The organism is Blautia sp. DFI.9.10, from assembly GCF_024461705.1.
Classification (GTDB): Bacteria; Bacillota; Clostridia; order Lachnospirales; family Lachnospiraceae; genus Blautia_A; species Blautia_A fusiformis.
In genome coordinates this window covers 40,482-64,590 of record NZ_JANGAA010000010.1, presented here as the reverse complement: position 1 = coordinate 64,590, position 24,109 = coordinate 40,482, and the positions used below count along the sequence as shown (strand labels likewise).

General features: G+C 45.2%; 28 protein-coding genes. 26 read left to right on the top strand and 2 right to left on the bottom strand.

All coding sequences use genetic code 11. The features are described 5' to 3' along the window. Positions 1-36: 36 nt before the first annotated feature. The 10 genes from NE671_RS08000 to NE671_RS07955 all read left to right on the top strand — a co-directional run bounded on the left by NE671_RS08000 (position 37) and on the right by NE671_RS07955 (position 8,499). A complete protein-coding gene (locus NE671_RS08000; protein ID WP_015527209.1) occupies positions 37-354 on the top strand; it encodes a PadR family transcriptional regulator in 318 nt (105 codons plus the stop codon). Positions 355-356: 2 nt separating this feature from the next. Beyond that, positions 357-1,133: a DUF1700 domain-containing protein gene (locus NE671_RS07995; RefSeq protein ID WP_129974663.1), complete on the top strand. Its 777-nt coding sequence runs from the start codon at positions 357-359 to the stop codon at positions 1,131-1,133. Beyond that, a complete protein-coding gene (locus NE671_RS07990; protein WP_129974662.1) occupies positions 1,130-2,047 on the top strand; it encodes a DUF4097 family beta strand repeat-containing protein in 918 nt (305 codons plus the stop codon). Before NE671_RS07995 ends, NE671_RS07990 begins: the two co-directional genes overlap by 4 nt. 13 nt (positions 2,048-2,060) lie before the next feature. Continuing rightward, positions 2,061-2,243 (top strand): PspC domain-containing protein, encoded by a 183-nt coding sequence (locus tag NE671_RS07985; RefSeq protein WP_015527206.1) that lies wholly within the window; start codon positions 2,061-2,063, stop codon positions 2,241-2,243. Between the two features lie 97 nt (positions 2,244-2,340). Further along, on the top strand, positions 2,341-2,532 hold the full coding sequence (locus NE671_RS07980) for a small, acid-soluble spore protein, alpha/beta type (RefSeq protein WP_015527205.1): 192 nt from the start codon (positions 2,341-2,343) through the stop codon (positions 2,530-2,532). Between the two features lie 168 nt (positions 2,533-2,700). Then, a complete protein-coding gene (locus NE671_RS07975; RefSeq protein ID WP_129974661.1) occupies positions 2,701-3,645 on the top strand; it encodes a DUF308 domain-containing protein in 945 nt (314 codons plus the stop codon). A 43-nt stretch (positions 3,646-3,688) separates the two neighbouring features. Beyond that, positions 3,689-4,507 carry an arginase family protein gene (locus NE671_RS07970; RefSeq protein ID WP_015527203.1) on the top strand — a complete coding sequence of 273 codons (819 nt, stop codon included), beginning with the start codon at positions 3,689-3,691 and terminating at the stop codon, positions 4,505-4,507. Further along, entirely contained in the window at positions 4,504-5,274 is a 771-nt protein-coding gene (locus tag NE671_RS07965; RefSeq protein ID WP_129974660.1) for a prolipoprotein diacylglyceryl transferase, read from the top strand. The genes NE671_RS07970 and NE671_RS07965 overlap by 4 nt, the downstream gene beginning before the upstream one ends. Before the next feature lie 104 nt (positions 5,275-5,378). Then, entirely contained in the window at positions 5,379-7,190 is a 1,812-nt protein-coding gene (locus NE671_RS07960; RefSeq protein WP_015527201.1) for a S8 family peptidase, read from the top strand. Between the two features lie 220 nt (positions 7,191-7,410). Beyond that, the gene (locus NE671_RS07955) at positions 7,411-8,499 is read left to right on the top strand and encodes a class II aldolase/adducin family protein (protein ID WP_044961478.1); all 1,089 of its coding nucleotides are present in this window, start codon (positions 7,411-7,413) and stop codon (positions 8,497-8,499) included. Positions 8,500-8,650: 151 nt separating this feature from the next. Here the strand turns inward: NE671_RS07955 and NE671_RS07950 are convergent, their stop codons facing one another. Next, positions 8,651-9,877, bottom strand: a complete 1,227-nt coding sequence (locus NE671_RS07950; protein WP_129974659.1) for a 6-phosphofructokinase — start codon at positions 9,875-9,877, stop codon at positions 8,651-8,653. Positions 9,878-10,034: 157 nt separating this feature from the next. Between NE671_RS07950 and NE671_RS07945 the strand changes: the two genes are divergently transcribed. The 4 genes from NE671_RS07945 to NE671_RS07930 all read left to right on the top strand — a co-directional run bounded on the left by NE671_RS07945 (position 10,035) and on the right by NE671_RS07930 (position 11,995). Next, positions 10,035-10,265, top strand: a complete 231-nt coding sequence (locus NE671_RS07945) for an HPr family phosphocarrier protein (protein ID WP_015527198.1) — start codon at positions 10,035-10,037, stop codon at positions 10,263-10,265. Between the two features lie 216 nt (positions 10,266-10,481). Then, positions 10,482-10,760 (top strand): autorepressor SdpR family transcription factor, encoded by a 279-nt coding sequence (locus NE671_RS07940; protein ID WP_015527197.1) that lies wholly within the window; start codon positions 10,482-10,484, stop codon positions 10,758-10,760. Further along, entirely contained in the window at positions 10,747-11,406 is a 660-nt protein-coding gene (locus NE671_RS07935) for an SdpI family protein (protein WP_326929022.1), read from the top strand. The genes NE671_RS07940 and NE671_RS07935 overlap by 14 nt, the downstream gene beginning before the upstream one ends. A 157-nt stretch (positions 11,407-11,563) precedes the next feature. Next, a complete protein-coding gene (locus NE671_RS07930) occupies positions 11,564-11,995 on the top strand; it encodes a hypothetical protein (RefSeq protein ID WP_015527195.1) in 432 nt (143 codons plus the stop codon). Positions 11,996-12,030: 35 nt separating this feature from the next. On the opposite strand, the gene NE671_RS07925 is transcribed toward NE671_RS07930, so the two are convergent. Further along, positions 12,031-12,561 (bottom strand): IS630 family transposase, encoded by a 531-nt coding sequence (locus NE671_RS07925; RefSeq protein WP_084449127.1) that lies wholly within the window; start codon positions 12,559-12,561, stop codon positions 12,031-12,033. Between the two features lie 496 nt (positions 12,562-13,057). On the opposite strand from NE671_RS07925, the gene NE671_RS07920 reads away from it, so the two are divergent. The 12 genes from NE671_RS07920 (at position 13,058) to dnaB (ending at position 24,103) form a co-directional block, all read left to right on the top strand. Further along, entirely contained in the window at positions 13,058-14,344 is a 1,287-nt protein-coding gene (locus NE671_RS07920; protein WP_021651404.1) for a vWA domain-containing protein, read from the top strand. Further along, entirely contained in the window at positions 14,341-15,861 is a 1,521-nt protein-coding gene (locus NE671_RS07915; protein WP_118752993.1) for an AAA family ATPase, read from the top strand. The genes NE671_RS07920 and NE671_RS07915 overlap by 4 nt, the downstream gene beginning before the upstream one ends. Positions 15,862-15,985: 124 nt before the next feature. Further along, positions 15,986-16,858 carry a phosphoribosylaminoimidazolesuccinocarboxamide synthase gene (locus tag NE671_RS07910; RefSeq protein ID WP_015527192.1) on the top strand — a complete coding sequence of 291 codons (873 nt, stop codon included), beginning with the start codon at positions 15,986-15,988 and terminating at the stop codon, positions 16,856-16,858. A 177-nt stretch (positions 16,859-17,035) separates the two neighbouring features. Next, positions 17,036-17,854, top strand: coding sequence for a class B sortase (gene srtB / locus NE671_RS07905; protein ID WP_021651401.1), 819 nt, complete (start codon positions 17,036-17,038; stop codon positions 17,852-17,854). A 32-nt stretch (positions 17,855-17,886) separates the two neighbouring features. After that, a complete protein-coding gene (locus NE671_RS07900) occupies positions 17,887-18,609 on the top strand; it encodes an NAD-dependent protein deacylase (protein WP_110103217.1) in 723 nt (240 codons plus the stop codon). A 49-nt stretch (positions 18,610-18,658) separates the two neighbouring features. Next, the gene (locus NE671_RS07895; RefSeq protein ID WP_022426426.1) at positions 18,659-18,853 is read left to right on the top strand and encodes a DUF951 domain-containing protein; all 195 of its coding nucleotides are present in this window, start codon (positions 18,659-18,661) and stop codon (positions 18,851-18,853) included. 115 nt (positions 18,854-18,968) lie between these two features. Beyond that, entirely contained in the window at positions 18,969-19,256 is a 288-nt protein-coding gene (gene rpsF / locus NE671_RS07890) for a 30S ribosomal protein S6 (protein ID WP_015527189.1), read from the top strand. A gap of 73 nt (positions 19,257-19,329) precedes the next feature. Next, positions 19,330-19,788 carry a single-stranded DNA-binding protein gene (locus NE671_RS07885; protein ID WP_015527188.1) on the top strand — a complete coding sequence of 153 codons (459 nt, stop codon included), beginning with the start codon at positions 19,330-19,332 and terminating at the stop codon, positions 19,786-19,788. 48 nt (positions 19,789-19,836) lie between these two features. Continuing rightward, a complete protein-coding gene (rpsR, locus tag NE671_RS07880) occupies positions 19,837-20,100 on the top strand; it encodes a 30S ribosomal protein S18 (protein WP_021651398.1) in 264 nt (87 codons plus the stop codon). A gap of 173 nt (positions 20,101-20,273) precedes the next feature. Then, on the top strand, positions 20,274-22,322 hold the full coding sequence (locus NE671_RS07875; protein WP_022426425.1) for a DHH family phosphoesterase: 2,049 nt from the start codon (positions 20,274-20,276) through the stop codon (positions 22,320-22,322). A gap of 2 nt (positions 22,323-22,324) precedes the next feature. Then, positions 22,325-22,771 (top strand): 50S ribosomal protein L9, encoded by a 447-nt coding sequence (gene rplI, locus NE671_RS07870; protein ID WP_118608331.1) that lies wholly within the window; start codon positions 22,325-22,327, stop codon positions 22,769-22,771. Positions 22,772-22,774: 3 nt separating this feature from the next. Continuing rightward, complete coding sequence (dnaB, locus tag NE671_RS07865) at positions 22,775-24,103, top strand: replicative DNA helicase (protein WP_015527183.1); 1,329 nt, start codon at positions 22,775-22,777, stop codon at positions 24,101-24,103. Positions 24,104-24,109: the final 6 nt, after the last annotated feature.

Genomic DNA, 24,109 nt, shown 5'->3' with positions numbered 1-24,109 from the left:
GAATGTCCGTTTTACAGGTCATAGAGAGGTGAGCAGATGGTATTTAATACAGGAGCAGCCCTCCTGGATGCGATCGTCCTGGCTGTTATTTCCAGAGAGAAGGACGGTACCTACGGGTACAAGATCACCCAGGATGTGCGAAGTGTTCTGGAGGTTTCAGAATCTACGCTGTATCCGGTCCTTCGCAGGCTTCAGAAGGATGAATGTCTGGAAGCCTACAATATGGAATATGCAGGCAGAAACCGGAAATATTATAAGCTGACAGATAAGGGCGCAGCGCAGCTGAATCTTTACAGAAGTGAATGGGAGATCTATTCATCCAAGATCACCAGGATGTTTGAGGAGGGAGTTTGATTATGAACAGAAAGCAGTTTATGGAACAGCTTGAACGGCTGCTTTCCGATATTTCAGAGGCAGAGAGACAGGAAGCACTGGAATATTATGAAGGATATTTTGATGATGCAGGTCCTGAGAATGAAGGAGAAGTGATCCGGGAACTGGGAAATCCGGGGAAGGTTGCTGCGATCATTAAGGCAGATCTTCAGGAGAACAGTGAAGATTACGGGGAATACACAGAGAACGGATATCAGGATACCCGTGTGAAAGAGAACGGGGAAATGCCGGACCATTATACAGAAGTAACCGTATACGGAAATGGACAGGGAGAGGCCCATCGTGATACGGGAAATACAGAAAATTTCGAAGACCGCAGGAAAAGACGTGCCCAGCGCGGCTATCACGCAGAGAAAAAGCAGAATAAGGCAGGAATCATTCTTGCGCTGATCGTTCTTGTTTTTGCGGCTCCTCTGATAAAAGGATTATTTGGCGGAGTACTGGGGATTTTGGTGACACTGGCATTGCTGCCTTTCCTGCTGACATTTTTTGCAGGAGCGGGATCGATCATCCTTGTGATCGGTGCAGTTGCGTGCATTGTTGTTGGGATTGCCATGACGGTGTCTCTTCCGCCGGCCGGAATCCTGACTATCGGTATCGGATGCCTGATGATGGCACTTGGACTTTTGTTACTGTTACTGACGGTGTGGTTTACAGGTAAGATATTGCCTGCGATCCTGCGGAAATTTACGGGATTCTGCAGCAATCTCCTGAATGGAAGAAAGGCGGAAAAAGTATGAAACGTTTTCTGAAGGTAATTCTGATCCTTGCAGCAGTATTCGGTGTAGCAGGCCTGGGACTTACTGCCGGCGGAGCTGCCATGGGAGCGACTATGGGAGATGTGAGTGTTCTGGATCATGGAATCACGCAGGTGCTTCGTGTTCTGGATCATGAAGACAGCTGGGAAGTGGAAGATTCCGAGGAAGATATGGATGAGCAGGAGGACGATTTTCAGGCAGCTGCAGAGAGCGCGGTAACTGAGAAGGGCGTTCTGGCAGACAGTGCAGACAGTTCCGCATATACGAAAGTATATGAGGCCTCGGCTGTGTCAGATCTTTTCTGTGATCTGAGATACGAAGAACTGGTTTTGAAAACATGGAATGAGGATAAAGTTCAGGTGAAAGTTTCAGGGAAGGATCACAATCGCATTCAGATCAGCAATGACAACGGTAGTCTGAGAATTGCAAGCAATCAAAAAGTGAGAAACCGTTCCATAGAAATTTTTTGCCCGGAAAACTTAAGCTTTCATAAGATAAAACTTCAGATGGGAGCCGGAACCATCGAACTGGATGGTGATTTTAAAGCGGAGCAGATGGAAGTAAATGTGGGGGCCGGAACCATTGAAAATTCCGGCAGCCTGGATATAAAGGAAGCAGATTTTACAGTCGGAGTGGGAACTGCTGACATCAGTGAACTTCAGGTGGAGAATTTAAAAGGAAGCTGTGGTATGGGAGATATGGAGCTTACACTTACAGGAAAAGCTGCTGAGTATAATTATGAGCTGAAATGTGGTCTTGGAAATCTGGAGGTGGATGATTCTCTGGAAACATCCATTACTTCCGGAAATAAACAGATCACAAATGAAGGTGCCACGAAAAATATAAAACTGGATTGCGGAATGGGAAACGTTCAGGTTGAATTTGAAGAAGACTAAAGGAGGAAGCATTATGAGTAACAAAAAACTATACAAATCATCAGTAAACCGTATGTTATGTGGTGTCTGCGGCGGAATTGCGGAATACTTTAATATCGATCCGACTCTTGTCCGGCTGGTATGGGTAATCATCACGCTGATGGGCGGAGCTGGAATCCTGGCGTATATCATTGCGGCGATCATTATCCCGGATTAAAAATGACAGTACCCATAAAGGACGGACATATTTTTCAGAATGCATAATTTATCCGGAAATTGTCCATACTCCATAAAAAAGATGAGGAGTGTGGAAGATGAACAGGGAGAAAGAAGTAAAAGCATATCTTGAGGGAAAGCTTTCCCAGGCGGAAAAATTGAAATACGAGATTGCCGATGAGATGGGAGTTCTGGATAAAGTGATCAAAGACGGGTGGAAAAGCCTTTCTGCAAAAGAAACCGGACGGATCGGTGGTCTTATGACAAAAAAGAAGAAACATAAAAAGTAAAATACAGCCTGAAGGAACAAGGCGAAATGACGCCGGAAAAGTCCTTCGGGCTGTATTGAATTATAAGAATATTTTTCTGGAAAAAAGAAATTTTTTTGACGGTTCAGGGTGGACTGACCAGTGGAAAAGAGCTATACTGTTGAAATAACAGAGGAGGTATGAAGGAACATGGGTGAAAAAATCAACAACATTCTAAAGGGTGAGATCATCTCCTCAGTATTTTATATACTGCTGGGACTTTGCCTGATCCTGATCCCCACGCAGACGGTGGACGTGATCTGCAAAGTAGTATTCGGGCTGATCCTCATCGGAGCTGGCATTTATCATATCTATATTTACATACGTGGAAAAGCGAAAGCTACGATCATGGATCTTCTAAGTGGTGTGGTTGTTTTTGTGCTGGGGGTGTTTCTTTTTATGACACCGTCCATTGTGATCAAACTGCTTCCATGGATGCTCAGCGCATTTGTACTGGTTGACAGTCTGTGGAAGTTTAAAGGAGCCTTCCTTCTGAAAAAAGGAGGAAACGGCGCATGGAGCGTGCTTCTGATCGGAAGTCTTGTTTTCATTGCACTTGGAATCGTGATGCTGTTTGGAAGATTTCCGAAGATCATGACTCTGCTGATCTTTTCCGGCTGGGTGCTGGTGTGTGACGGAGCTGCGGATATCGTATTCTATATTATTATGAAGCTGGGGCTTCGAAAGATCGCAAAAAAAGCGGAGACAGAGAAGGAAGATTCTGGTGCAGACAGTTCAGATGCTGTAAATGAAACGGCAGATATGGATGTGCCAAATGATACAAGAACCCAGGATGAAAACGCGCCGAGTGAGCAGCAGAGTGGGAAGGAAACAGAATATCCAACAGAAACTACAGCAGAGACTACAGCGGCTATGCCGGCGCAGGATGCAGACGGATATTCTGCGGACAGAAAAGAGACAGAAGAATCCACAGAACCGGAAGAAGAGCAAAAGCAGAAGAATTCCCGCTGGGAAAAAGAACCGGAGAATGTGGAAATGAAGCTCTGGGCTGTAGGCAAAGACCAGGCGGAAACCGGCAGCCTGAAGGATCTTCTGGACGGTTCCGATGAAGAACTGGAAGAGTGGAAGGACTGACCCTTCTCTTGCATCATCTGCCATTCCGTGGTAAGATGTGCACATGAAAAATACAGATAAAAATATAAAGATACTGATGATGGATTTTTCCGGAATATATGAGGATCAGCAGTTCTGGAGGGGAAAAGAAGTATCCCGGGTGGAGGCCAGGGACATTCCCGGAACCAACTGCTACTGTGATGAGGATGCGATGAATGCCATTCGCAGCCGTATTGCCCCTTATTCTTCCGGAGGGATCCATTTTATTGATTCCGGAAACTATCACTATATGACAAGGATCTGGCTGGAAAAGATATCGGAGCCTTTCTCGCTTCTTGTATTTGACAATCACACGGATATGCAGCCGCCGGCATTCGGAGGTCTGCTTTCCTGCGGAGGATGGATCTACGATTCTGTTATGGAACTTCCATTGCTTAAAAGGGTGATCCTGATCGGCCCGGATGAGGAAGCTTTTTCCAGAGTGGAATCGGAGATTCAGGAAAAGGTGGAATTCTTGAGCAGAGAGAAGCTTCTGGAAATGGAAGAGGCGCAGGTGTGTGCGTTTGTAAGCAAGCATGTGGGAAAGCTGCCGCTGTACATTTCTGTGGATAAAGATGTTCTCTGCAAGGATGATGCGGACACGAACTGGAGCCAGGGGGATATGCGCCTGGATACGATGCTGGAATGTCTGAAGAGAGTCAGAGAAATATGTGCAGAGGGAATCCTGGGCGTGGATATCTGTGGTGAATGTGATGTAGCAGAATCTGGAAACAGCGCCTTGAATGACCGGGCCAATGCTACATTGCTGGAGTGTTTTCTGTCCGCATACGGGAGCGAAGATCATGACGGAAATAAGAATGAGATAACAGGAGGAAACCGATGAAAAATGAACTTCTTACCATCGGGCCATTTACGGTATACGGTTATGGTCTGATGATCGCCATTGGAATTGTGGCAGGCTGCCTGACTGCAGAATACAGAGCCGGAAAACAGAAGCTTGACAGTGAACAGATCTTTCCAATGATCCTGTGGTGCCTGGTGGGTGGATTTTTCTGTGCAAAGCTTCTCTTCTGGATCACAGAGTGGAAATCAATTGTTCAGGATCCGGGATTTATAATGGAAACTTTAAGCTCCGGTTTTGTGGTGTTTGGCGGTATCATCGGCGGGATACTGACGGGGCTTCTGTATTGCAGGATCAGAAAGCTTGTATTTTTTAAATACGCGGATGTGATCCTGCCATCTGTGGCACTGGCCCAGGGATTTGGACGGATCGGATGTTTCCTGGCGGGCTGCTGTTATGGAAAAGAGACAGAGAGTGTTTTTTCTGTGATATTTCAGAATTCCGAATATGCGCCCAATCACGTGGCGCTGATCCCGACGCAGTTGTATTCCAGCGGACTGGATTTTCTGCATTTTCTTTTGTTGTTGCTGATCGCACGGAACAAAAAAGAAGATGGTCAGGTTACTGCCTGTTATCTGATCTTTTATAGCATTGGACGGTTTGTGATCGAGTTTTTCCGTGGGGATATTATCCGTGGAAGTGTGGGAATTTTGTCGACTTCCCAGTTTATCAGTATTTTTACAGGGATTGCGGGGATCGTGCTGCTGATACGGATCAGGAAAAAAAGAGATAGCAAGAGCAGTGTTTAAATGGATCAGGGAAGTCCCATGTATCAGGAAAAAGTTGGACAATAGTGGTATAAGGACAGGTTTTCGCTGCATACATCTATGAAAAAGGCGAAAGCAGGCCTGTCATGCTCAGAAAAGAAGATTTTGAACCAAATATGAAAACAGAGGATAAGATCCCCGGAGCGCAGACGGAAAATCCGGCACAGAGTCAGCGCTTCGGGGATTTTATCGTGAAATATATGCAGAATGTCCAGGATACTATGGAACTTTTTCCGGGGGCATCTTTTAGGGCGATCAATGAAATTTTCGGGGTTCTTTATGTTCCGCTGGAAAGTATGGGAGAAATTGAGGTCACGGGAACCTCCTATAATTCGATCCCGAAATGCTATACCTACATGGATATGGAGGCAGCAGGGGAATCAGGGATCAACAGGTTGCACGATCACCCTTATCTGAAGCTGCGTGGAAAAGGTACTGCGGTGGCGGTGATCGATTCGGGGATTGATTATCAGAATGAAGTGTTTCGAAATGCAGGCGGCTCCAGAATCGCTTATTTATGGGATCAGTCCATAGAAGAGGAAGAACAAAATCAGTCTGGACGGGAGTTGGAAGCTGAAAATGGAGATGCAGATAATTTGCCGGGGGATGATATAGCAGATACAGAAGTTCCATATGGCAAATTATTTCGGAAAAAGGATATCGACCGGGCACTGGCTTCCGAGGAGCCGTTTGCCATCGTGCCATCCAGAGATACCAACGGCCATGGCACGGCACTGGCGGGTATTGCTGCCGGAAATATGGTACCCGGAGAAAATTTTACCGGAGCAGCGCCGGAGGCAACCCTGATCATCATCAAGGTAAAGCCGGCAAAGCAATATCTCCGGAATTTTTATCTTTATCCTCCGGAGGCAGAAGCTTTTCAGGAAAATGATGTGATGATGGCCATTGCTTTTGCGATTTCCCAGGCCAAAAAGCTGAAGATGCCACTTTCTATCTGCCTGGGGATCGGAAGCAGCCAGGGCGCGCATCTGGGGACCAATGCGTTAAGCCAGTATGTGGACTATGTGGCAAATTTTTCTCAGGTATCCGTATCTGTGGCAGCAGGAAACGAAGGAAATACAAGAAACCACAGTACGGGGATTTTTTCTCAGGGAAGGGAACAGATCGTGACAGAACTCCGTGTAGCGGAAAGAGAGCAGGGCTTTACCATAGAATTCTGGGGAGAACCGCCGGAAATCTATGAGCTTTCCATCCAGTCACCAACCGGTGAGATACTGGAAGTCAGCAGTTCCATAGGTTCCAGAACCCAGGAGCTGTCATTTGTTTTTGTGGAAACAAAGGTGTATGTGAATTATATCTTGATCGAGCGTCAGACCGGATATTCCCTGGTGTATATCCGATTTTTCCATCCGGCGTCCGGTATCTGGAAAATTTTTACCCAGGCAAGAAATCAACAGAACGTACAGTTCCATATATGGCTTCCTGTGGAAGGGCTGATCTCCCAGGATACCTATTTTCTGGAACCATCCCCCTATACCACGGTGACAGCGCCGGGAGACGCCAGGAACAGCATTACGGCAACTGCCTACCAGCATCGTGACGGAAGCATCTACATTGCAGCAGGCAGAGGCTATACGCCAGATGGCATGATCACTCCACATCTGGCAGCTCCTGGCGTTAACGTAAAAGTGCCGCTGGTACGAGGCGACTTTGGAACCCGCTCCGGAACTAGTATCTCCGCCGCACAGACCGCCGGCATCGCGGCACTTCTGTTTGAATGGGCGATCATACGGGATAACCAGCCGTTTTTTACCGGGAGCAGCGTGAAATATTATCTGCAGAGAGGCGCAAGAAGAGAAGAAAACATGCAGTACCCAAACCCGGAGTGGGGGTATGGGAAGGTGGATCTGTATCATACCTTTGAACTGCTGACGTGAGATGATGAGAATTGGAAAAAATATGAAAAGCAGAAACAGATCATTTCCTTTGGAAAGAGTAGATGCACAAGATGCATAGATATTACATTTGGAAAAATAAAAAAAGGATACGAAAGTACTAATTTTGGAAAAAATATTCATATAGATAATTCACTTTGTATCGTGTACTATAAATATATGGAAAAATTATATAATGACACAACAGGGAGGAATTTTACTTATGGAGCTTTCAACTTTGGTAAAAATGTCAAACACTTACGGAAGCAATCCGGCCTATGTTCTGGCAGGAGGCGGTAATACTTCTGTAAAAGACGATACAACACTGTATGTAAAGGGATCCGGTACACAGCTTGCTACCATTAAGGCAGAGGAATTTGTCAAAATGGACAGAGCCCGTCTGAATGAGATCATGAAAACGGAATATCCGGCGGATGATGTGAAGCGTGAATCTGCATATCTTGCAGATGTAATGGCGGCAGTGACCGATGAGGATAAAACCAAACGTCCCAGCGTGGAAGCACTGCTCCACAATCTGTTTGCCTATACGTATGTCCTGCATGTTCATCCGACACTTATCAATGGACTGACCTGCGGAAAGGGCGCAAAGGCTCTTTGCGAAGAGCTTCTTGGAAAAGATGTACTCTGGATCGATATCTGCAAACCGGGATACACACTTGCCCGCATCTGCTTCGAGAAAATGAATGCCTATAAAGAAGAAACAGGAAAAGACGTGCAGGTTCTTCTGCTTCAGAATCACGGAATTTTTGTTGCGGCTGATACTGTAGAGGAGATCGGCGTTTTATTCGATGGTGTGATCGGAAAGCTGGAAAAGCAGGTAAAGAGAATTGCGGATGTAAGTGATGCAGTTACACCTGAAAAAGAGCAGGCAGCACAGAAGCTTTCCAGTCTGCTTGGACATGCGGTGGAAGTCGTACCGGCTGCGGAGGCGGATCATTTTGTAAAAGATAAAACTGCTGCGGCACCTCTTCTGAAGCCGTTTACTCCGGATCATATTGTATATTGCGGACCTTATCCGTTATTTGTAGAAAATATTGATGAGGCGAAAAATGCGATGGATGCATTTATGGCAGAGCATGATAAAGAGCCAAGACTGATCCTGGTACAGGGCGTTGGCGCATTTATCATGGAAGATGACAAAGGAAAGGCAGCAAAGGCACAGCTTCTGGTAAAGGATGCGATCAAGCTTGCAGTGTATGCAGAGAGCTTTGGCGGTCCGCTGCAGATGACTGATGAGATCACATATTTTATCACACACTGGGAAGCAGAAGCATATCGCAGTAAGAAATAAAAAAGAAAAATATATAGAGAGAAATAAAGAAAATGCATCGGGAACTATTAGGAAATTCCCGGTGCATTTTTTATTGAATGACGGATAAACAGTTACTCAGGACAGAGTTACGCAGCAAATGTGGATATTTTTATCCGCATTACCACAAATCTTATTTCCGATACACGAACGCCGGCAGTCCATCCTCACCAACCGGAACAGTTACAGTTCCCTGGATCAGCGGGCGGGCATAGCGGATAAAGTCTTCGGTGACATCTGAGCCGTCTTCTGTGATCCATTCCACAGGGACCGTCTTTTCTTCGTTGCAGATAACGTTGACATCCTCCAGTGTACATTTCATGGAGTACGGAGAATCACTCTGACGTTTAAATGCGATCATCTTTCCGGTTTCGCCGTTCAGGGCAGCCTGTACACCAAATTCACCGGCGAGGATGCCTTCTTGCTGGTCTGTTCCGGAGAGCATAGCTGCAGAGCAGCGCTGGCTTACATTGAGCTCTACGGAGCGGGCTTTGACACCAAGACGGCTGCGTACAAGATTCTCAAGATATTTACCGCAGCCAGCAAGCATCTTGTGACCGAAGGCGTCGGTTCCGGCAGCGCTGTCGTATTCGCAGATGAAAGTGCCGTCTTTATCATGGATTCCCTCAGATACACAGACTACGACGTTGCAGTTTTTCTCGAAGGCAGCATGAACTTTCTGGAGAAATTCTTCTACATCGAAATCGGTTTCCGGAAGATAAATGAGAAGCGGATTGTCTCCAACGTATTTCCGGGCAAGGGCAGCAGCTCCGGTGAGCCAGCCTGCGTGACGTCCCATGATCTCGATGATAGTGACGGATTTTTTCTCATAGACACAGGCGTCCAGGGTGATCTCACGGACGGTGGAGGCTACGTAGCGGGCAGCACTTCCGAATCCAGGAGTATGGTCGGTGTTTACAAGATCGTTATCAATGGTCTTCGGCTCACCGAGGATACGGATGTCGCTGCCGATCTTTTCAGCATAGCGGGAAAGCTTGCTGACGGTATCCATGGAATCGTTGCCGCCGATATAAAAGAACCAGCCGATGTTCATCTCCTCGAATTTCTGAAAAAGCTTCGGATAAACCGGATCCTCCAGGGATTCCGGAAGCTTGTAACGGCAGGAGCCAAGGTAAGCGCCGGGGGTCCAGGTAAGAGCGAGAAGCTGCTCTCCCGGAAGTGCTTCCTGGAAATCAAGGACTGTTCCGTTTAAAAATCCCTCAATGCCGTTGACCATACCATAAACATGGTCAATCTCTTCTGTATGTTTAAGTGCTTCAGATACCACACCGTAAAGACTGCTGTTGATAGCTGCGGTCGGTCCGCCGGACTGTCCTGCGATAAGGTTCTTTTTTGACATTCTGATACCTCCTGGGTGTTGTTTTTTTATATTGTAACAGAAATAGGAGAAGATAACATCTAAAAAAATCACCTTTTTTATAAAAAAATTACTCTATACAAATAATTATATCATAGTAAAATAGTAGTATAGATAGAGAAAAGAGGTGAAAAAAACGATGACAGTAAAAAAAGTACAGTTTGAGAGCATGGATGAAGTGAACCGTTTTCTTGATGTGACGGAGCATTTTCCGTTTGCAGTGGATCTGAAAAGGGGAAGCAGAACGGTAAATGGCAAATCCATTCTTGGAGTTGCATCCATTGGCCTTGGAAGAGAGATGGACTTTTGTGCACATGTGCCGGAGCTTGCGCCGGAGATCACATCCAGTCTTGGTTTTTGCATGAGGTAGGTTTAAGAGGGGAAAAAATAAATAATGGTTGATCGATGGTGAATGAGGATATCGTAAGATCGCAGAGGCGATGATCGGTATCCTCATTTTTTTATAGATGACAAATGTAAGTATTTAGAAAAAAATCTAAATACTTATTGACTGGGAAATTCGAAAATGCTATATTCTATTTAGAAATATTTCTAAATACTATCTGAAAGGAGGAAGACATACACGATGGCGTTTGCGGAAACCTTCAAGGCACTTTCGGATCCTGTGCGGAGAGAAATCCTGCAGCTTCTGAAAAACGGGAAAATGTCAGCCGGTGAGATCGGAGGACATTTTGACATGACGGGTGCAACCATATCCTATCATCTGAAAATTTTGAAGAAAGCAGATCTTGTGTGGGAAACGAAGGTGAAGAATTTCGTGTATTATGAACTGAATACCACAGTTGTAGAGGAGCTGCTTCTGTGGCTCAGTGATCTGAAAGGGGGAAAGAATGATGAAAGGTGAAGAAAGAAAAGAGTTTCTGAAGGAATATAAAATGTCCCTGATCTCCGGGAGTATCCTTACGATCTCACCGTCACTGGCAGGGATCCTGCTGTGGAACCGTCTGCCGGAGAAGATCGCAACACATTTTGATCAGCACAATGTGGCCAACGGCTGGAGCAGCAAGCCGATGGCAGTTTTTGGAATTCCATTTCTGCTTTTGCTGATCCATTTGTTTTGCGTGTTTTTTACAGCCAATGATCCAAAGAGAAAAAATATCAACAGGCGTATTTTTACCATGGTCCTGTGGCTGGTTCCGGTGGTGTCTGTGATCACCTGCATGTCAATCTATGGTCTTGCTCTGGGTATGGACATTGATATAGGTGTGATCGTGAATATCATGGTGGGGATCATGTTTATCATTCTCGGAAATTACGTTCATAAGGTGAAACAGAATTATACAGTGGGAATGAAGCTTCCCTGGACCTTGAACAGCGAGGAGAACTGGAACCGTACCAACCGTATGACAGGCTGGATACTGATCCTGTCAGGGCTGCTTTTTCTTATGAATTCGCTGCTCCTGAAAACGGAAATTGTTTTTGCGGTAATTTTGCTGGTCATCCTTGTGCCAATGATCTATTCATTTATTCTTTATAAAAAGGGAATCTGAGAAAATAATTTCGGACCGTCACTGTCAGAAAAAAGGCAGTGGCGGCTTCTTTTTTATCAAAAAATAATGTTCAAACAAAGCGGTACGTGATATGATAATGTCATACAAAAGCATTTTCTCGAACACTATAAACAGACAGCAGACAGGAGGGATCATTATGACAGAATTAAGCCGTTTTCAAAAAGATGTGGAAGTTGCTGCCACTGCTCTTGAAATGCGGGCGGAGAACGAGGATGCCAAAGAAGAGGCCATTCATCTTTACCGGAAATTCGGAAGTACCAAGCAGGAGCCGCTGCGGCTGGCAGTTGCCCTGCGGGGATATTTTCTGGAGGAAGGTGTGGAGGAAGAGGAACGCGCGCATTATGGAGCATATCTTAAGAAAAGGATCCGTCCGGCTGTGGAACGCCTGATCCTGGAAGATGACTGGGAAAAGATCGAGAAGCTTTATGAGAACGAATGGTTTGGGGAACAGGAGCTGGAGGTGTTCCTGAAACTGGCTGAAGAGTGGAGGAGACCTGCAGCGCTGATGGGACTTCTCCATTTGAAAAAAGCAAATTATGGATTTAAAGAGAAGGAATTTGAATTGTAAATAAATCTGGTGAAAAACTATAGCAATCCAATAAATTATTGCACATAATTACACGAATGAAACCACCCTATGCAGTCCTTTGGACGAATTGTTAAAAATCCTTTTGAAATAGCTGATGGTAATTCCGATGCAATCCGTATCTTTTCTTTCCTTAAAAATGCTTTGAGTTTTGACCACATCTTTTCAATCGGATTCAGATCCGGACTATACGGGGGTAAATACAGATAGGTTACTTTTGAGCTGTCCAGTAGCTGTTTCACCACTTTTGCATGATGGGAACGCATATTATCCATAACGATAATGTCTGCTTCTGAAAGCGTCGGCAGCAACTTTGTTTTCAGGTATTCTGCAAACCGCTCTGCAGTAGTTCCTCCCTGATAGACTGTATAGGCACAGTCTCCATTCAGACGTATGGAAGAAAGAACGGTTGTATTGCAGGGCGTGTTGAGTGGAGTTTTATCTACTGCTCTCCGGTTTTTCCATGCTCTGGCATAATGTCGCGTCATATTGATGTTTACTCCGCTTTCGTCCAGAAAGACCAGATGATTTATGTCTCTCTCCGACATATGTTTTTTCCAGTTTCTGCGTTTTTCCCTGACATCGGGGACGCTCCTGCTCTGAGGTATGAAGAGATTTTTTCTTGTAAGAATACCCGAGTTTAATAACTGCCTTGCGGACTGTTTCATTACAAACATGCAGACCAAGTTTATCAATGATTTCATCAATTGTGATATCTGGTTCCTGCTGAACCACCCGGTCAATATTTTGGATATCTTACGGTGTCAGGGCATGTTTACGTCCTCTCTGTGATGTTCTTGTTTTTACAGAACCTGTTTCACGCATTTGTTTTTCCAGGCGGTAAACAGTACTGGTATTCACAGAAAAACACTCTGGGATTTCTTTTGCATTGTGCGTTTTATTCCAAGCTTCAATAAGTAGTTTACGTGTTTCATCATGTAATATAATAATCACCTCTTGACTCTATCATAGTCCTGTTGTCAAGAGTGTGCAGTATTTTTTTGGAGTGCTATAGTTTGATCAGAAGGACAGGAGGCGGATTCGGTGGACCGGAATCAGGAAGAACTGGGAATACATATCCTGGAAAATGTGAGGAACGAACTGTACTACTATTTTCCATATCTGGACGGTGCTTTTGCCTGCATTTCCGGGAAGGGTTCGGAAGAGACCAGAACCATTGGAACAGACGGAGAGTTCTTCCTTTTTTCTCCGGAATATCTGCTGGAACTTTATGTGAAAAAGCCGGAGGCAGTGCGACGAGGGTATTTGCATATGTTGCTGCACTGCCTGTATCTGCATCTTTTTCGGGAAAATCAGGAAGACAGACGTTTATGGAACCTAGCCTGTGATATTGCGGTGGAACAGATCATTTCCAGAGAAAAGATCCCGGTTCTGGAGACAGGTGGAAATGAAAAAAAAATCCGGAAAAAAGTTTTCCATATGCTTGGAAACGGCGCGGATTCCGCAGAAAAGATCTGCCAGAAACTGAAAGATCAGGTATTTCCATTTCGATTGGAAGAGATGGAAGAAGCGTTCCATTTTGATGATCACTCACTATGGGATGCCTGCACAGGAGAAAAAGGAAAAAGAACAAAGGAAAAATGGAACAAGCTTCTTTCCTATACTGCCGCAAACCGTCAGGATCACCGGAAACGGCGGGGAAGTCAGAAAGGGGACCAGAAGGAAGAGGCAGGAACGGTAAGATCCGGAAGATACGATTACAAAAAATTTCTCCGTCAGTTTTCTGTGCTGCGGGAAGAGGTGGAGCTGGATACGGAAAGCTTTGATTATATTTTTTATAATTACGGGATGGAGCATTATGGAAATCTTCCGCTGATCGAGCCGCTGGAATATAAGGAAGTGAACCGTCTGGAGGAGCTGGTGATCGCCATTGATACTTCCGGCTCCTGTGATGGAGAGACTGTGCGGAGATTCCTTGGAGAAACGTATTCCATTCTCAGTGAAAAAGAGAATTTTTTCCATAAAATGAAGGTGTACCTGATCCAGTGTGACTGCTGTATCCAGGATGTTAAGGTGATCCATTCCGAGGAAGAATGGAAGGAATACAGCAAAAATATCACCATACAGGGCCGGGGCGGAACAGATTTCCGGCCGGTGTTCCGGTATGTGAAGGAGCAGCAGGAGAAAAAAGAAATCCGCAGTCTTAAGGCTCTGATCTATTTTACAGACGGGGATGGGATATATCCCGGAAGCAAACCGGATTATGAAACGGCCTTTGTATTTTTACATAAAACAGAAAAAATGGAGCTTGTTCCGCCCTGGGCGATCCGGCTTGTGGCAGAACAGGAAGGAGTGCGTTACAGAACATGAACATAAAAGAGGCAAAAGAAGAGATCAAACATACCTTACTGGCTTACAACCGGAAGGATGCAGCCGGACGCTACACATTTCCCAAACTCCGGCAGCGTCCCGTCCTGCTTATGGGGCCTCCCGGAATCGGGAAAACAGCGATCATGGAGCAGGTGGCAGAGGAATGTAATGTAGGTCTGGTAGCCTATACCATTACCCATCATACAAGACAGAGTGCGGTAGGACTGCCAAGGATCGTGACCCGGTGCTACAACGGAAAAGAGGTCAGCATCACAGAGTATACCTTAAGCGAGATCATTGCTTCTGTGTATGATTGTATGGAACGTACCGGAAAGAAGGAGGGAATCCTGTTTATCGATGAAATCAACTGTGTCTCCGAGACACTTGCGCCTACCATGCTGCAGTTCCTTCAGAACAAGACCTTCGGAAGCCACAGTGTGCCGGAAGGATGGCTGATCGCGGCAGCAGGAAATCCTCCGGAATATAATAAATCGGTCCGGGAGTTTGATATTGTAACACTGGACCGTGTGCGGAGGATGGATATCGAGGCAGATCTTGAGGTGTGGATGGAGTATGCCTGGAAAAAGGAGATCCACGGATCGATCCTGGCTTATCTCGGCATGAAAAAGGATCATTTTTATTCTGTGGAAAATACAGTGGACGGGAAATTCTTCGTGACAGCAAGAGGCTGGGAAGACCTGTCTGAGATCCTGAAGGCTTATGAGGAGCTGGGCGTGGAGATCACAGAGAATCTGGTCGGGGAGTATTTATGCAGAGAGGAGATCGCAAGAAGCTTTTTTGCCAGCTATCAGCTGTACCGGAAGTACGGAGAGGACTATGGCCTGGAACGTCTGCTTTCCGGAGAGATGCCGGAGGAGGAACAGCAGAAAAAGGTAAAAATGGCGAAGGAAGCTTCCTTTGAGGAACGCTTCCTTGTGACAGGGCTTCTGCTTGACGGTCTGAACGGAGGTTTTCTGACCTATGAGAAGATGGATGGTGAGACAGGTGCTGTTTATCAGGAACTTCTGCATCTGAAAGCTTTTCTTCAGGATAAAAAGGACATGACAGCGCTGGATGAATTTACAGATATGAAGAAGAAAAGTCTGGCTGTCCGTCTGGAGGCGGAGCTTCTTACCGCAGATCAGCAGACTACAGAAGAGCTTGTGATCCGCACTCTGGAGGAATTCAGCCTTACTATCCGAAAGGAGCATATCACAGAAACAGAGGCTGGCTTTGAACGGATCCGGCAGCTGTTTACGGAAATGGCGGAGAAGAGAAAGGCCTGTGCGAAAAAGATCAGCGGGGAGCTGGAACAGGCATTTGCATTTATGAAGGAATGCTTCGGGGACGGACAGGAAACGGTGCTTTTTGTCACCGGACTGACCCGGAACAGCCATGCGGCGGCCTTTATCCGAGAGTATGGCTGTGATCCTTATTTTGCCTGCAGTGAGAAGCTTCTTTACCGGAAACAGGAGAAAAAGCTTCAGGAGGAATGTGCATCACTATTAGAAATATGAATGATCCCTTAACGAATACTTATGACTGAAAGGGGCCTGATATCTTGACAGGAGGGCTTGTGAGGTGATACGGTAACGGTGTCGAAAACAAAAATCAAATAACCGAATGATGAGGTGTGAGAACATGCAGGAATTAAAACCAATCAAAGAAGGTAAAGTACGTGAGATCTATGACAATGGAGACAGTCTGATCATGGTTGCAACAGACCGTATCAGCTGCTTTGACGTAATTCTGAATAACGAAGTTACAAAGAAAGGTGCTGTACTGACCCAGATGTCCAAATTCTGGTTTGACATGACTGAGGACATTCTTCCGAACCACATGATCTCTGTAGATACCAAGGATATGCCGGAGTTTTTCCAGCAGGAGAAATTCGAAGGAAAATCCATGATGTGCCGTAAACTGAACATGCTTCCGATCGAGTGTATCGTACGTGGATATATCACAGGAAGCGGCTGGGCAAGCTATAAGGAGAACGGCACTGTATGCGGCATCAAGCTTCCGGAGGGACTGAAGGAATCCGACAAGCTGCCTGAGCCGATCTACACACCATCTACCAAGGCTGAGATCGGTGATCACGATGAGAATATTTCCTTTGAGCAGAGTATCGATCATCTTGAGAAATACTTCCCAGGAAAAGGACGCGAGTATGCAGAAAAGCTTCGTGACAACACCATTGCTCTTTACAAAAAATGTGCAGAGTATGCACTCAGCAAGGGAATCATCATTGCAGATACAAAATTCGAGTTTGGTCTTGATGAGGACGGAAACATGGTTATCGGTGATGAGATGCTGACACCGGACAGCTCCCGTTTCTGGCCGGCAGAAGGCTATGAACCAGGACATGGTCAGCCATCCTTTGACAAACAGTTTGCACGTGACTGGCTGAAAGCCAATCCGGACAACGACTGGACACTTCCGCAGGAGATCGTTGACAAGACTATTGAGAAATATCTCCAGGCATACAAAATGCTTACAGGAAAAGAACTGGCCTGAAAAATAACAGCAGCTCTGAAATAGAACATACCTTACAAGCCGCTTCGGATGCTCATTCCGAGGCGGCTTCTTTCTGTATAAAACAGGACAAAAACAAAACGGTTGCAAGAAAACGGAGGGATATTTATAATAAATACAGAAACCAGATGATCCTGACAGATTTAAAGGAGTGTGATTATGAGCAGGAAAAACAAGGTGAAAAAGAAAAAAACAGTTGGAGATCATATTCTGACGATCGTTCTGATCGTGGCAATCTGTATTTTCTGTTATGCAGCTTTTAACCTTTATCATATTTATACAGAATATAAAAAAGGAACCGATGAATATAACAGCATTTCCGAAATGGCAGTGACAGAACGTGATCCGGACCAGGTGGAAGAGATAGATCAGCCGGATGAACAGCCTGTAGCACCTGTGAGCATTGATTTTGATTCTCTCAGGAGTATCAATGAGGATGTGATCGGCTGGATCTATATGGAAGCATTGCCTGAGATCAGTTATCCGGTGGTACAGGGAGAGGATAATAATTTTTATCTGCACCAGACATATGAGAAAAATTATAATTTTGCGGGAACGATCTTTATTGATTATGAGAACAAAAGAGATTTCAGCGATTGTAATACCCTGGTGTACGGACACAACATGAAGAATGGTTCCATGTTTGGAATGCTGAAAAAGTACAGAGCGGATGAGACGCTTTATAATACCAGCAAATATTTCTGGATCCTCACACCGGAAAAAGATTACCGGTATGAGATCATTGCAGCGTATACGACTTCTGTAAACAGCGATACGTATACCTTATTTAAAGGACCTGGCAAAGAGTTTCTGGAATATGAGAAAAAAATGTTCCAGAATTCGGAGATCAGAACAGATGCCACTGCAAGTGAAGCCAATGTGAAGGATAAGATCGTTACATTATCAACCTGTACCGGCAATCAGGCAACACGTTTTGTGGTACAGGGAAAAAGAGTGAATGCGGTGAACCCACAGTAGAGCTTTTGCGGATAAGTTTGGGAGGAAATGATATGGGAAATGAGATAGAAAAATTACAAAAGATCATTGATGAGAGCAGAAATATTGTATTTTTCGGCGGCGCAGGTGTTTCAACAGAAAGCGGGATCCCGGATTTTCGAAGCCAGGACGGACTGTATAACCAGAAATATGATTACCCGCCGGAGACGATCTTAAGCCATACATTTTTTATGCGAAAACCTGAGGAATTCTTTAAATTTTACAGAGATAAGATGCTTTGTGATACTGCAAAACCGAATGCGGCACATCTTAAGCTGGCGGAGATGGAGCAAACAGGAAAGCTGAAGGCTGTGATCACTCAGAATATCGATAATCTTCACCAGATGGCAGGAAGTAAAAAGGTCCTGGAGCTCCACGGAAGCGTTTACCGAAATCATTGTATGAAATGCGGGAAATTCTATGATTTTAAATATATGAAGGAATCGAAAGGTGTTCCGCGGTGTAGCTGCGGCGGCATGATCAAGCCGGATGTGGTCCTTTATGAGGAAGGGCTGGATGACTATACGATCCAGGAATCAGTAAGAGTGATCTCGGAGGCGGAGGTGCTGATCATTGGGGGAACTTCTCTGGCGGTATATCCGGCAGCAGGCCTGATCGATTATTTCCGGGGAAATCATCTGGTGGTGATCAATAAGGCACCGACACCGAGGGATAAATATGCGGATCTTCTTATTAAAGAACCGATCGGGCAGGTGTTTTCTCAGATAAGAGTCTGAAAATATGGGAACCTGGGATGATCTGCAAATTAAAAATGAGGAGTATCAAATGGGATTAAATTATGAAGTTGGAGATATTGTCACACTGAAGAAGGCTCATCCCTGTGGCAGTAAAGAATGGGAAATCCTTCGCGTAGGAGCGGATTTCCGCCTGAAATGCAAGGGCTGCGGACATCAGATCATGGTGGCACGTAAGCTGGTTGAGAAAAATACACGAGATTTGAAAAAAATTGAAAAAAATTAAATTTATGCTTTACATCACGGGAGAGATGTGCTAGAATCAACAATCGTGATATATTTCATATCCTTGCTCTTTGACAGGCAAAGGGCCAAAAGACCATAAGGAGGTTAAGACAAGCATGAACAAGTACGAGTTAGCATTAGTTGTGAGCGCTAAGCTTGAGGACGAAGCACGTGACGCTGTAGTTGAGAAAGCAAAAGGCTACATCACACGTTACAACGGCGTGATCACAGAAGTTGAAGAATGGGGTAAGAAGAAATTAGCTTACGAGATTCAGAAAATGCATGAAGGCTTCTACTATTTTATTCAGTTTGAAGCAGATTCTCAGTGCCCGGCGGAGATCGAGAGACATGTCCGCATCATGGACAATGTATTAAGATACCTGGTTGTCAAGAAAGAGGCATAATTTTTGCAGCGGATTTTTGAAAACACCATTAAGAACCTGTTCAGTTAAGTGAAATCATAAGAGAGGTAGAACGATGAACAAAGTAATATTAATGGGACGCTTGACAAGAGATCCTGAGGTAAGATATTCCGCAGGAGAAAATGCCCTGGCAATCGCCAGATATACACTGGCAGTTGATCGCAGATTCCGTCGTGACGGAGAGGCAAGTGCTGATTTTATCAGCTGTGTTTCTTTCGGACGTACAGCAGAATTTGCGGAAAAGTATTTCAGACAGGGACTGAAAATTGCAGTTACGGGACGTATCCAGACAGGAAGCTATACGAACCGTGAGGGACAGAAGGTTTATACGACAGAGGTTGTTGTTGAGGATCAGGAATTTGCTGAGAGCAAAGCATCAAGCGACAGCTATGCAGCAGCTCATCCGAGAACAGAGGCAGCACCTGCAACGTCTATGCCGAGTCCGAGCGCAGCAAGCGCCGACGGCTTCATGAACATTCCAGATGGAATTGATGAGGAGCTGCCGTTCAATTAGAACATCTGATCAAGACAGATGAGACGAATAAGATAGGAGGAAACAATCATGGCTTACAATAGAGGCGAGAGACCAGATTCTCCGATGAAGAGAAGAGGCGGACGCAGAAGAAAAAAAGTTTGTGTATTCTGCGGTAAAGAGAATAACGAGATCGATTACAAGGATGTAGCAAAGTTAAGAAAGTATGTTTCCGAGAGAGGTAAAATTCTCCCGAGAAGAATTACAGGTAACTGTGCGAAACATCAGAGAGCACTGACAGTTGCTGTTAAGAGAGCACGTCATATGTCCCTGATGCCATACGTTCAGGACTAATTCTGATCTTATACGGGGTCGTTGCGAAACAGATGAGCAGTCATCTGGAGGCAGCGGCCCTGTTTTTTTTATGAGCAAAACAGATTTTATCATTGCTATGGAATTATAATAAGGAATCTGGTATAATGTTAAATAACTTATGGGTTAAATTACATTAAGAACAGGAAAAAGCAATGAACAACAAAGTTAAATTCAAGGGGCCTATGAAACACTTCATGCGCTGGCCGCTGTACCTTTCGGTCCTGGTCGTGCTGCTGGACCTGCTGGTGTTTATTGTAAGTGTAAAGGCCGGAATTCTGGTGTCTGTAGGTACTGTGATCTATATTTTTATCGCAGTACAGCTTTTTCGATATCACAAACCGCTGATCATCAATGATATGATCGCATTTGCCAATCAGTATGATGTGGTAGAAAAGCGGATGCTGGAAGAACTGGCGCTTCCTTATGCCATTATGGATATGGAAGGCCGCATGATCTGGTCCAACCGTATTTTTTCAGAGATCACGGGGAGAGATCAGTTTTATAAAAAAAATATCAGCACAGTTTTCCCGGATATTACTCCGGACAAGCTTCCTGTAGCCGATGAACCGGAAATTTCTGAGATGAGTATACATTTCGGGGATCGGATCTATCGGGTTTCCATGCAGCGGGTGACTATGGGTGAAGTAGTCAGCCATGCGGATATTCTGGAGAATATGTCCCAGAATGTCAGTCTGATCGCCATGTATCTTTATGATGAAACAGAGCTTAAGGAATACATCCAGAAAAATGAGGATAACAAGCTTGTTGTAGCACTGGCTTATCTGGATAATTATGAAGAAGCACTGGAGAGCGTGGAGGATGTGAGAAGATCTCTGCTTATCGCACTGATCGACCGAAAGATCACCAAGTATTTTTCCAACTTTGACGGCCTTGTGAAGAAACTGGAGAAAGATAAATATCTTCTGATCATGCGCCAGAGTTCACTGGAAACACTGAAGGAACAGCGTTTTCATATCCTGGATGAGGTTAAGACGGTTAACATCGGAAATGAAATGGCTGTGACATTAAGTATCGGAATCGGTCTGAATGCTTCTACGTATATCCAGAATTACGAATATGCCAGAATTGCCATTGAGATGGCACTGGGCCGTGGCGGTGATCAGGTAGTGATCAAAAATGAAAATAATATTACCTACATTGGCGGCAAGGCACAGCAGATGGAGAAATCAACCCGAGTGAAGGCACGAGTGAAGGCTCAGGCTCTGAAGGAATTTATGAGCACCAAGGATCGAGTGGTGGTTATGGGACACAAGATCACAGATGTGGATGCTCTGGGAGCTGGGATCGGTATTTACCGTGCCGGTAAGACTCTTGGTAAGCCGGTGCATATTGTGATCAATGATCCGACCACATCCATTCGGCCGCTGATGAGTGGATTTATGGAGAATCCGGATTATGAGCCGTCCATGTTTGTGGACAGTAATCAGGCCAAAGAACTGGTGGATAACAATACGGTAGTAATTGTGGTGGATACCAACAAGCCAAGCTATACCGAATGCCAGGATCTTCTCTATATGACAAAGACCATTGTGGTATTGGATCATCACCGCCGCGGCAGCGAGGTGATCCAGAATGCAGTTCTGTCCTATGTGGAGCCATATGCATCCTCAAGCTGCGAGATGATCGCAGAGATCCTGCAGTATTTTGCAGACGGGCTGAAGCTTCGCAGTATTGAGGCGGACTGTATTTATGCGGGTATCATGATTGATACCAACAACTTTACAACAAGAGCGGGTGTGCGTACCTTTGAGGCAGCAGCATTCCTGCGCAGATGCGGAGCAGATGTGACACGTGTACGTAAGATGCTCCGGGATAATATTGATTCCTATAAGGCGAGAGCGGAGGCAGTTCGTACTGCGGAGATCTACAGAGATTATTTTGCCATTGCAAGATGTCCGAGTGAAGGTCTGGAAAGTCCTACCGTTGTAGGAGCACAGGCGGCCAATGAGCTGCTCAATATCGCAGGAGTCAAGGCATCTTTTGTTCTTACCAGCTATAATAATGAGGTTTACATCAGTGCCAGAGCCATTGATGAAGTGAATGTACAGGTCATGATGGAACGGATGGGCGGCGGCGGACATCTGAATATTGCCGGTGCACAGGTGAAAGACACCATGGATGAGACCGAAAGAATGCTGAAAGAAATTATAGACCAGTTATATCAGGAAGGGGACAAATAGAAATGAAAGTAATTCTTCTGGAAGATGTTAAATCCCTGGGTAAAAAGGGACAGATCGTAAATGTAAGTGACGGATATGCAAGAAACATGATCCTGCCAAAAAAGCTTGGTGTTGAAGCTACATCCAAGAATCTCAATGACCTGAAACTCCGTAAGGCAAATGAAGAAAAGGTTGCACAGGAAAATCTGGACGCTGCCAAGGCATTTGCAGAGGAGCTTTCCACAAAGGAGGTTATCCTTACTCTGAAGGTAGGTGAAGGCGGAAGAACATTCGGTTCTGTATCCTCAAAAGAAATCTCAGAGGCAGCCAAAAAACAACTGAATCTTGATATCGATAAGAAAAAGCTCCAGATGGAGAATCCGATCCGTAACCTGGGTGTTACCAATGTTCCGGTACGACTTCATCCGAAGGTAACCGGAAGTCTCAAAGTCTGGGTAAAAGAGGCGTAATCAATGGAAGAAGCACTGATCAAGAGGATTCTGCCTCACAGCATTGAGGCAGAGCAGTCAGTGATCGGATCCATGATCCTGGATCGTGATGCGATCCTGGTGGCTTCCGAGATCCTGACCAGTGATGATTTTTATCAAAAACAATACGGCATCATTTTTGATGCCATGGTGGAGCTCTGTAATGAAGGACAGCCGGTAGATCTGATCACTCTGCAGAATCGTCTCAAGGAGAAAGAGCTTCCGCCGGACATCAGCAGTATGGAATATGTCCGTGATCTGATCGCAGCAGTTCCTACATCAGCCAATGTGAAATACTATGCCAATATCGTAAGCGAAAAGGCAGTTCTCCGTCGGCTGATACGGACTACGGAAGAAGTTGCCAATGCCTGTTATCTGGAAAAGGACAGTACGGAAACCATACTTGAGGAATCCGAGAAAAAGCTGTTTAATATTTTGCAGAGAACAAATGGCAGCGATTATGTGCCGATCCAGCAGGTTGTGTTGAATGCAGTCAGCAATATTGAGAAGGCTTCCAAGCTGAAGGGCTCCGTTACCGGGATTCCGACCGGATTTGTGGATCTGGATTATAAGACTTCCGGTATGCACGCATCCGATCTTGTACTGATCGCAGCTCGACCTTCCATGGGAAAAACTGCCTTTGTATTGAATATTGCCCAGTATATGGCGTTTCGTAAAGATGTGACCGTGGCTATTTTCAGTCTGGAGATGTCCAAGGAGCAGCTGGTAAACCGTCTTCTTGCTATGGAATCTCACGTGGATTCCCAGAATCTCCGTACCGGAAATCTGAAAGATGAGGACTGGACGAAGCTGGTAGAAGGAGCGGATATTATCGGTGGCTCCAATCTTATTATTGATGATACACCTGGAATCTCCATTGCGGAGCTTCGTTCCAAATGCAGAAAATATAAGCTTGAGCATAATCTGGGGATCATCATGATCGATTATCTTCAGCTGATGAGCGGAAGTGGAAAATCGGATTCCAGACAGCAGGAAATTTCAGATATTTCACGATCGCTGAAAGCGTTGGCAAGAGAGATCGATGTACCGGTAATTGCGTTATCACAGCTTAGCCGTGCAGTGGAACAGAGACCGGATCACAGGCCGATGCTTTCGGATCTTCGAGAGTCCGGAGCTATTGAGCAGGATGCGGATGTGGTCATGTTTATCTATCGAGATGATTATTATCACAAAGATACCGAGAAGAAAGACATTGCGGAAATTATCATAGCCAAGCAGAGAAACGGTCCTATCGGAACTGTGGAGCTGGTATGGCTGCCGAGATATACCCAGTTTGTAAATATGAAAAAATAGAGCCGT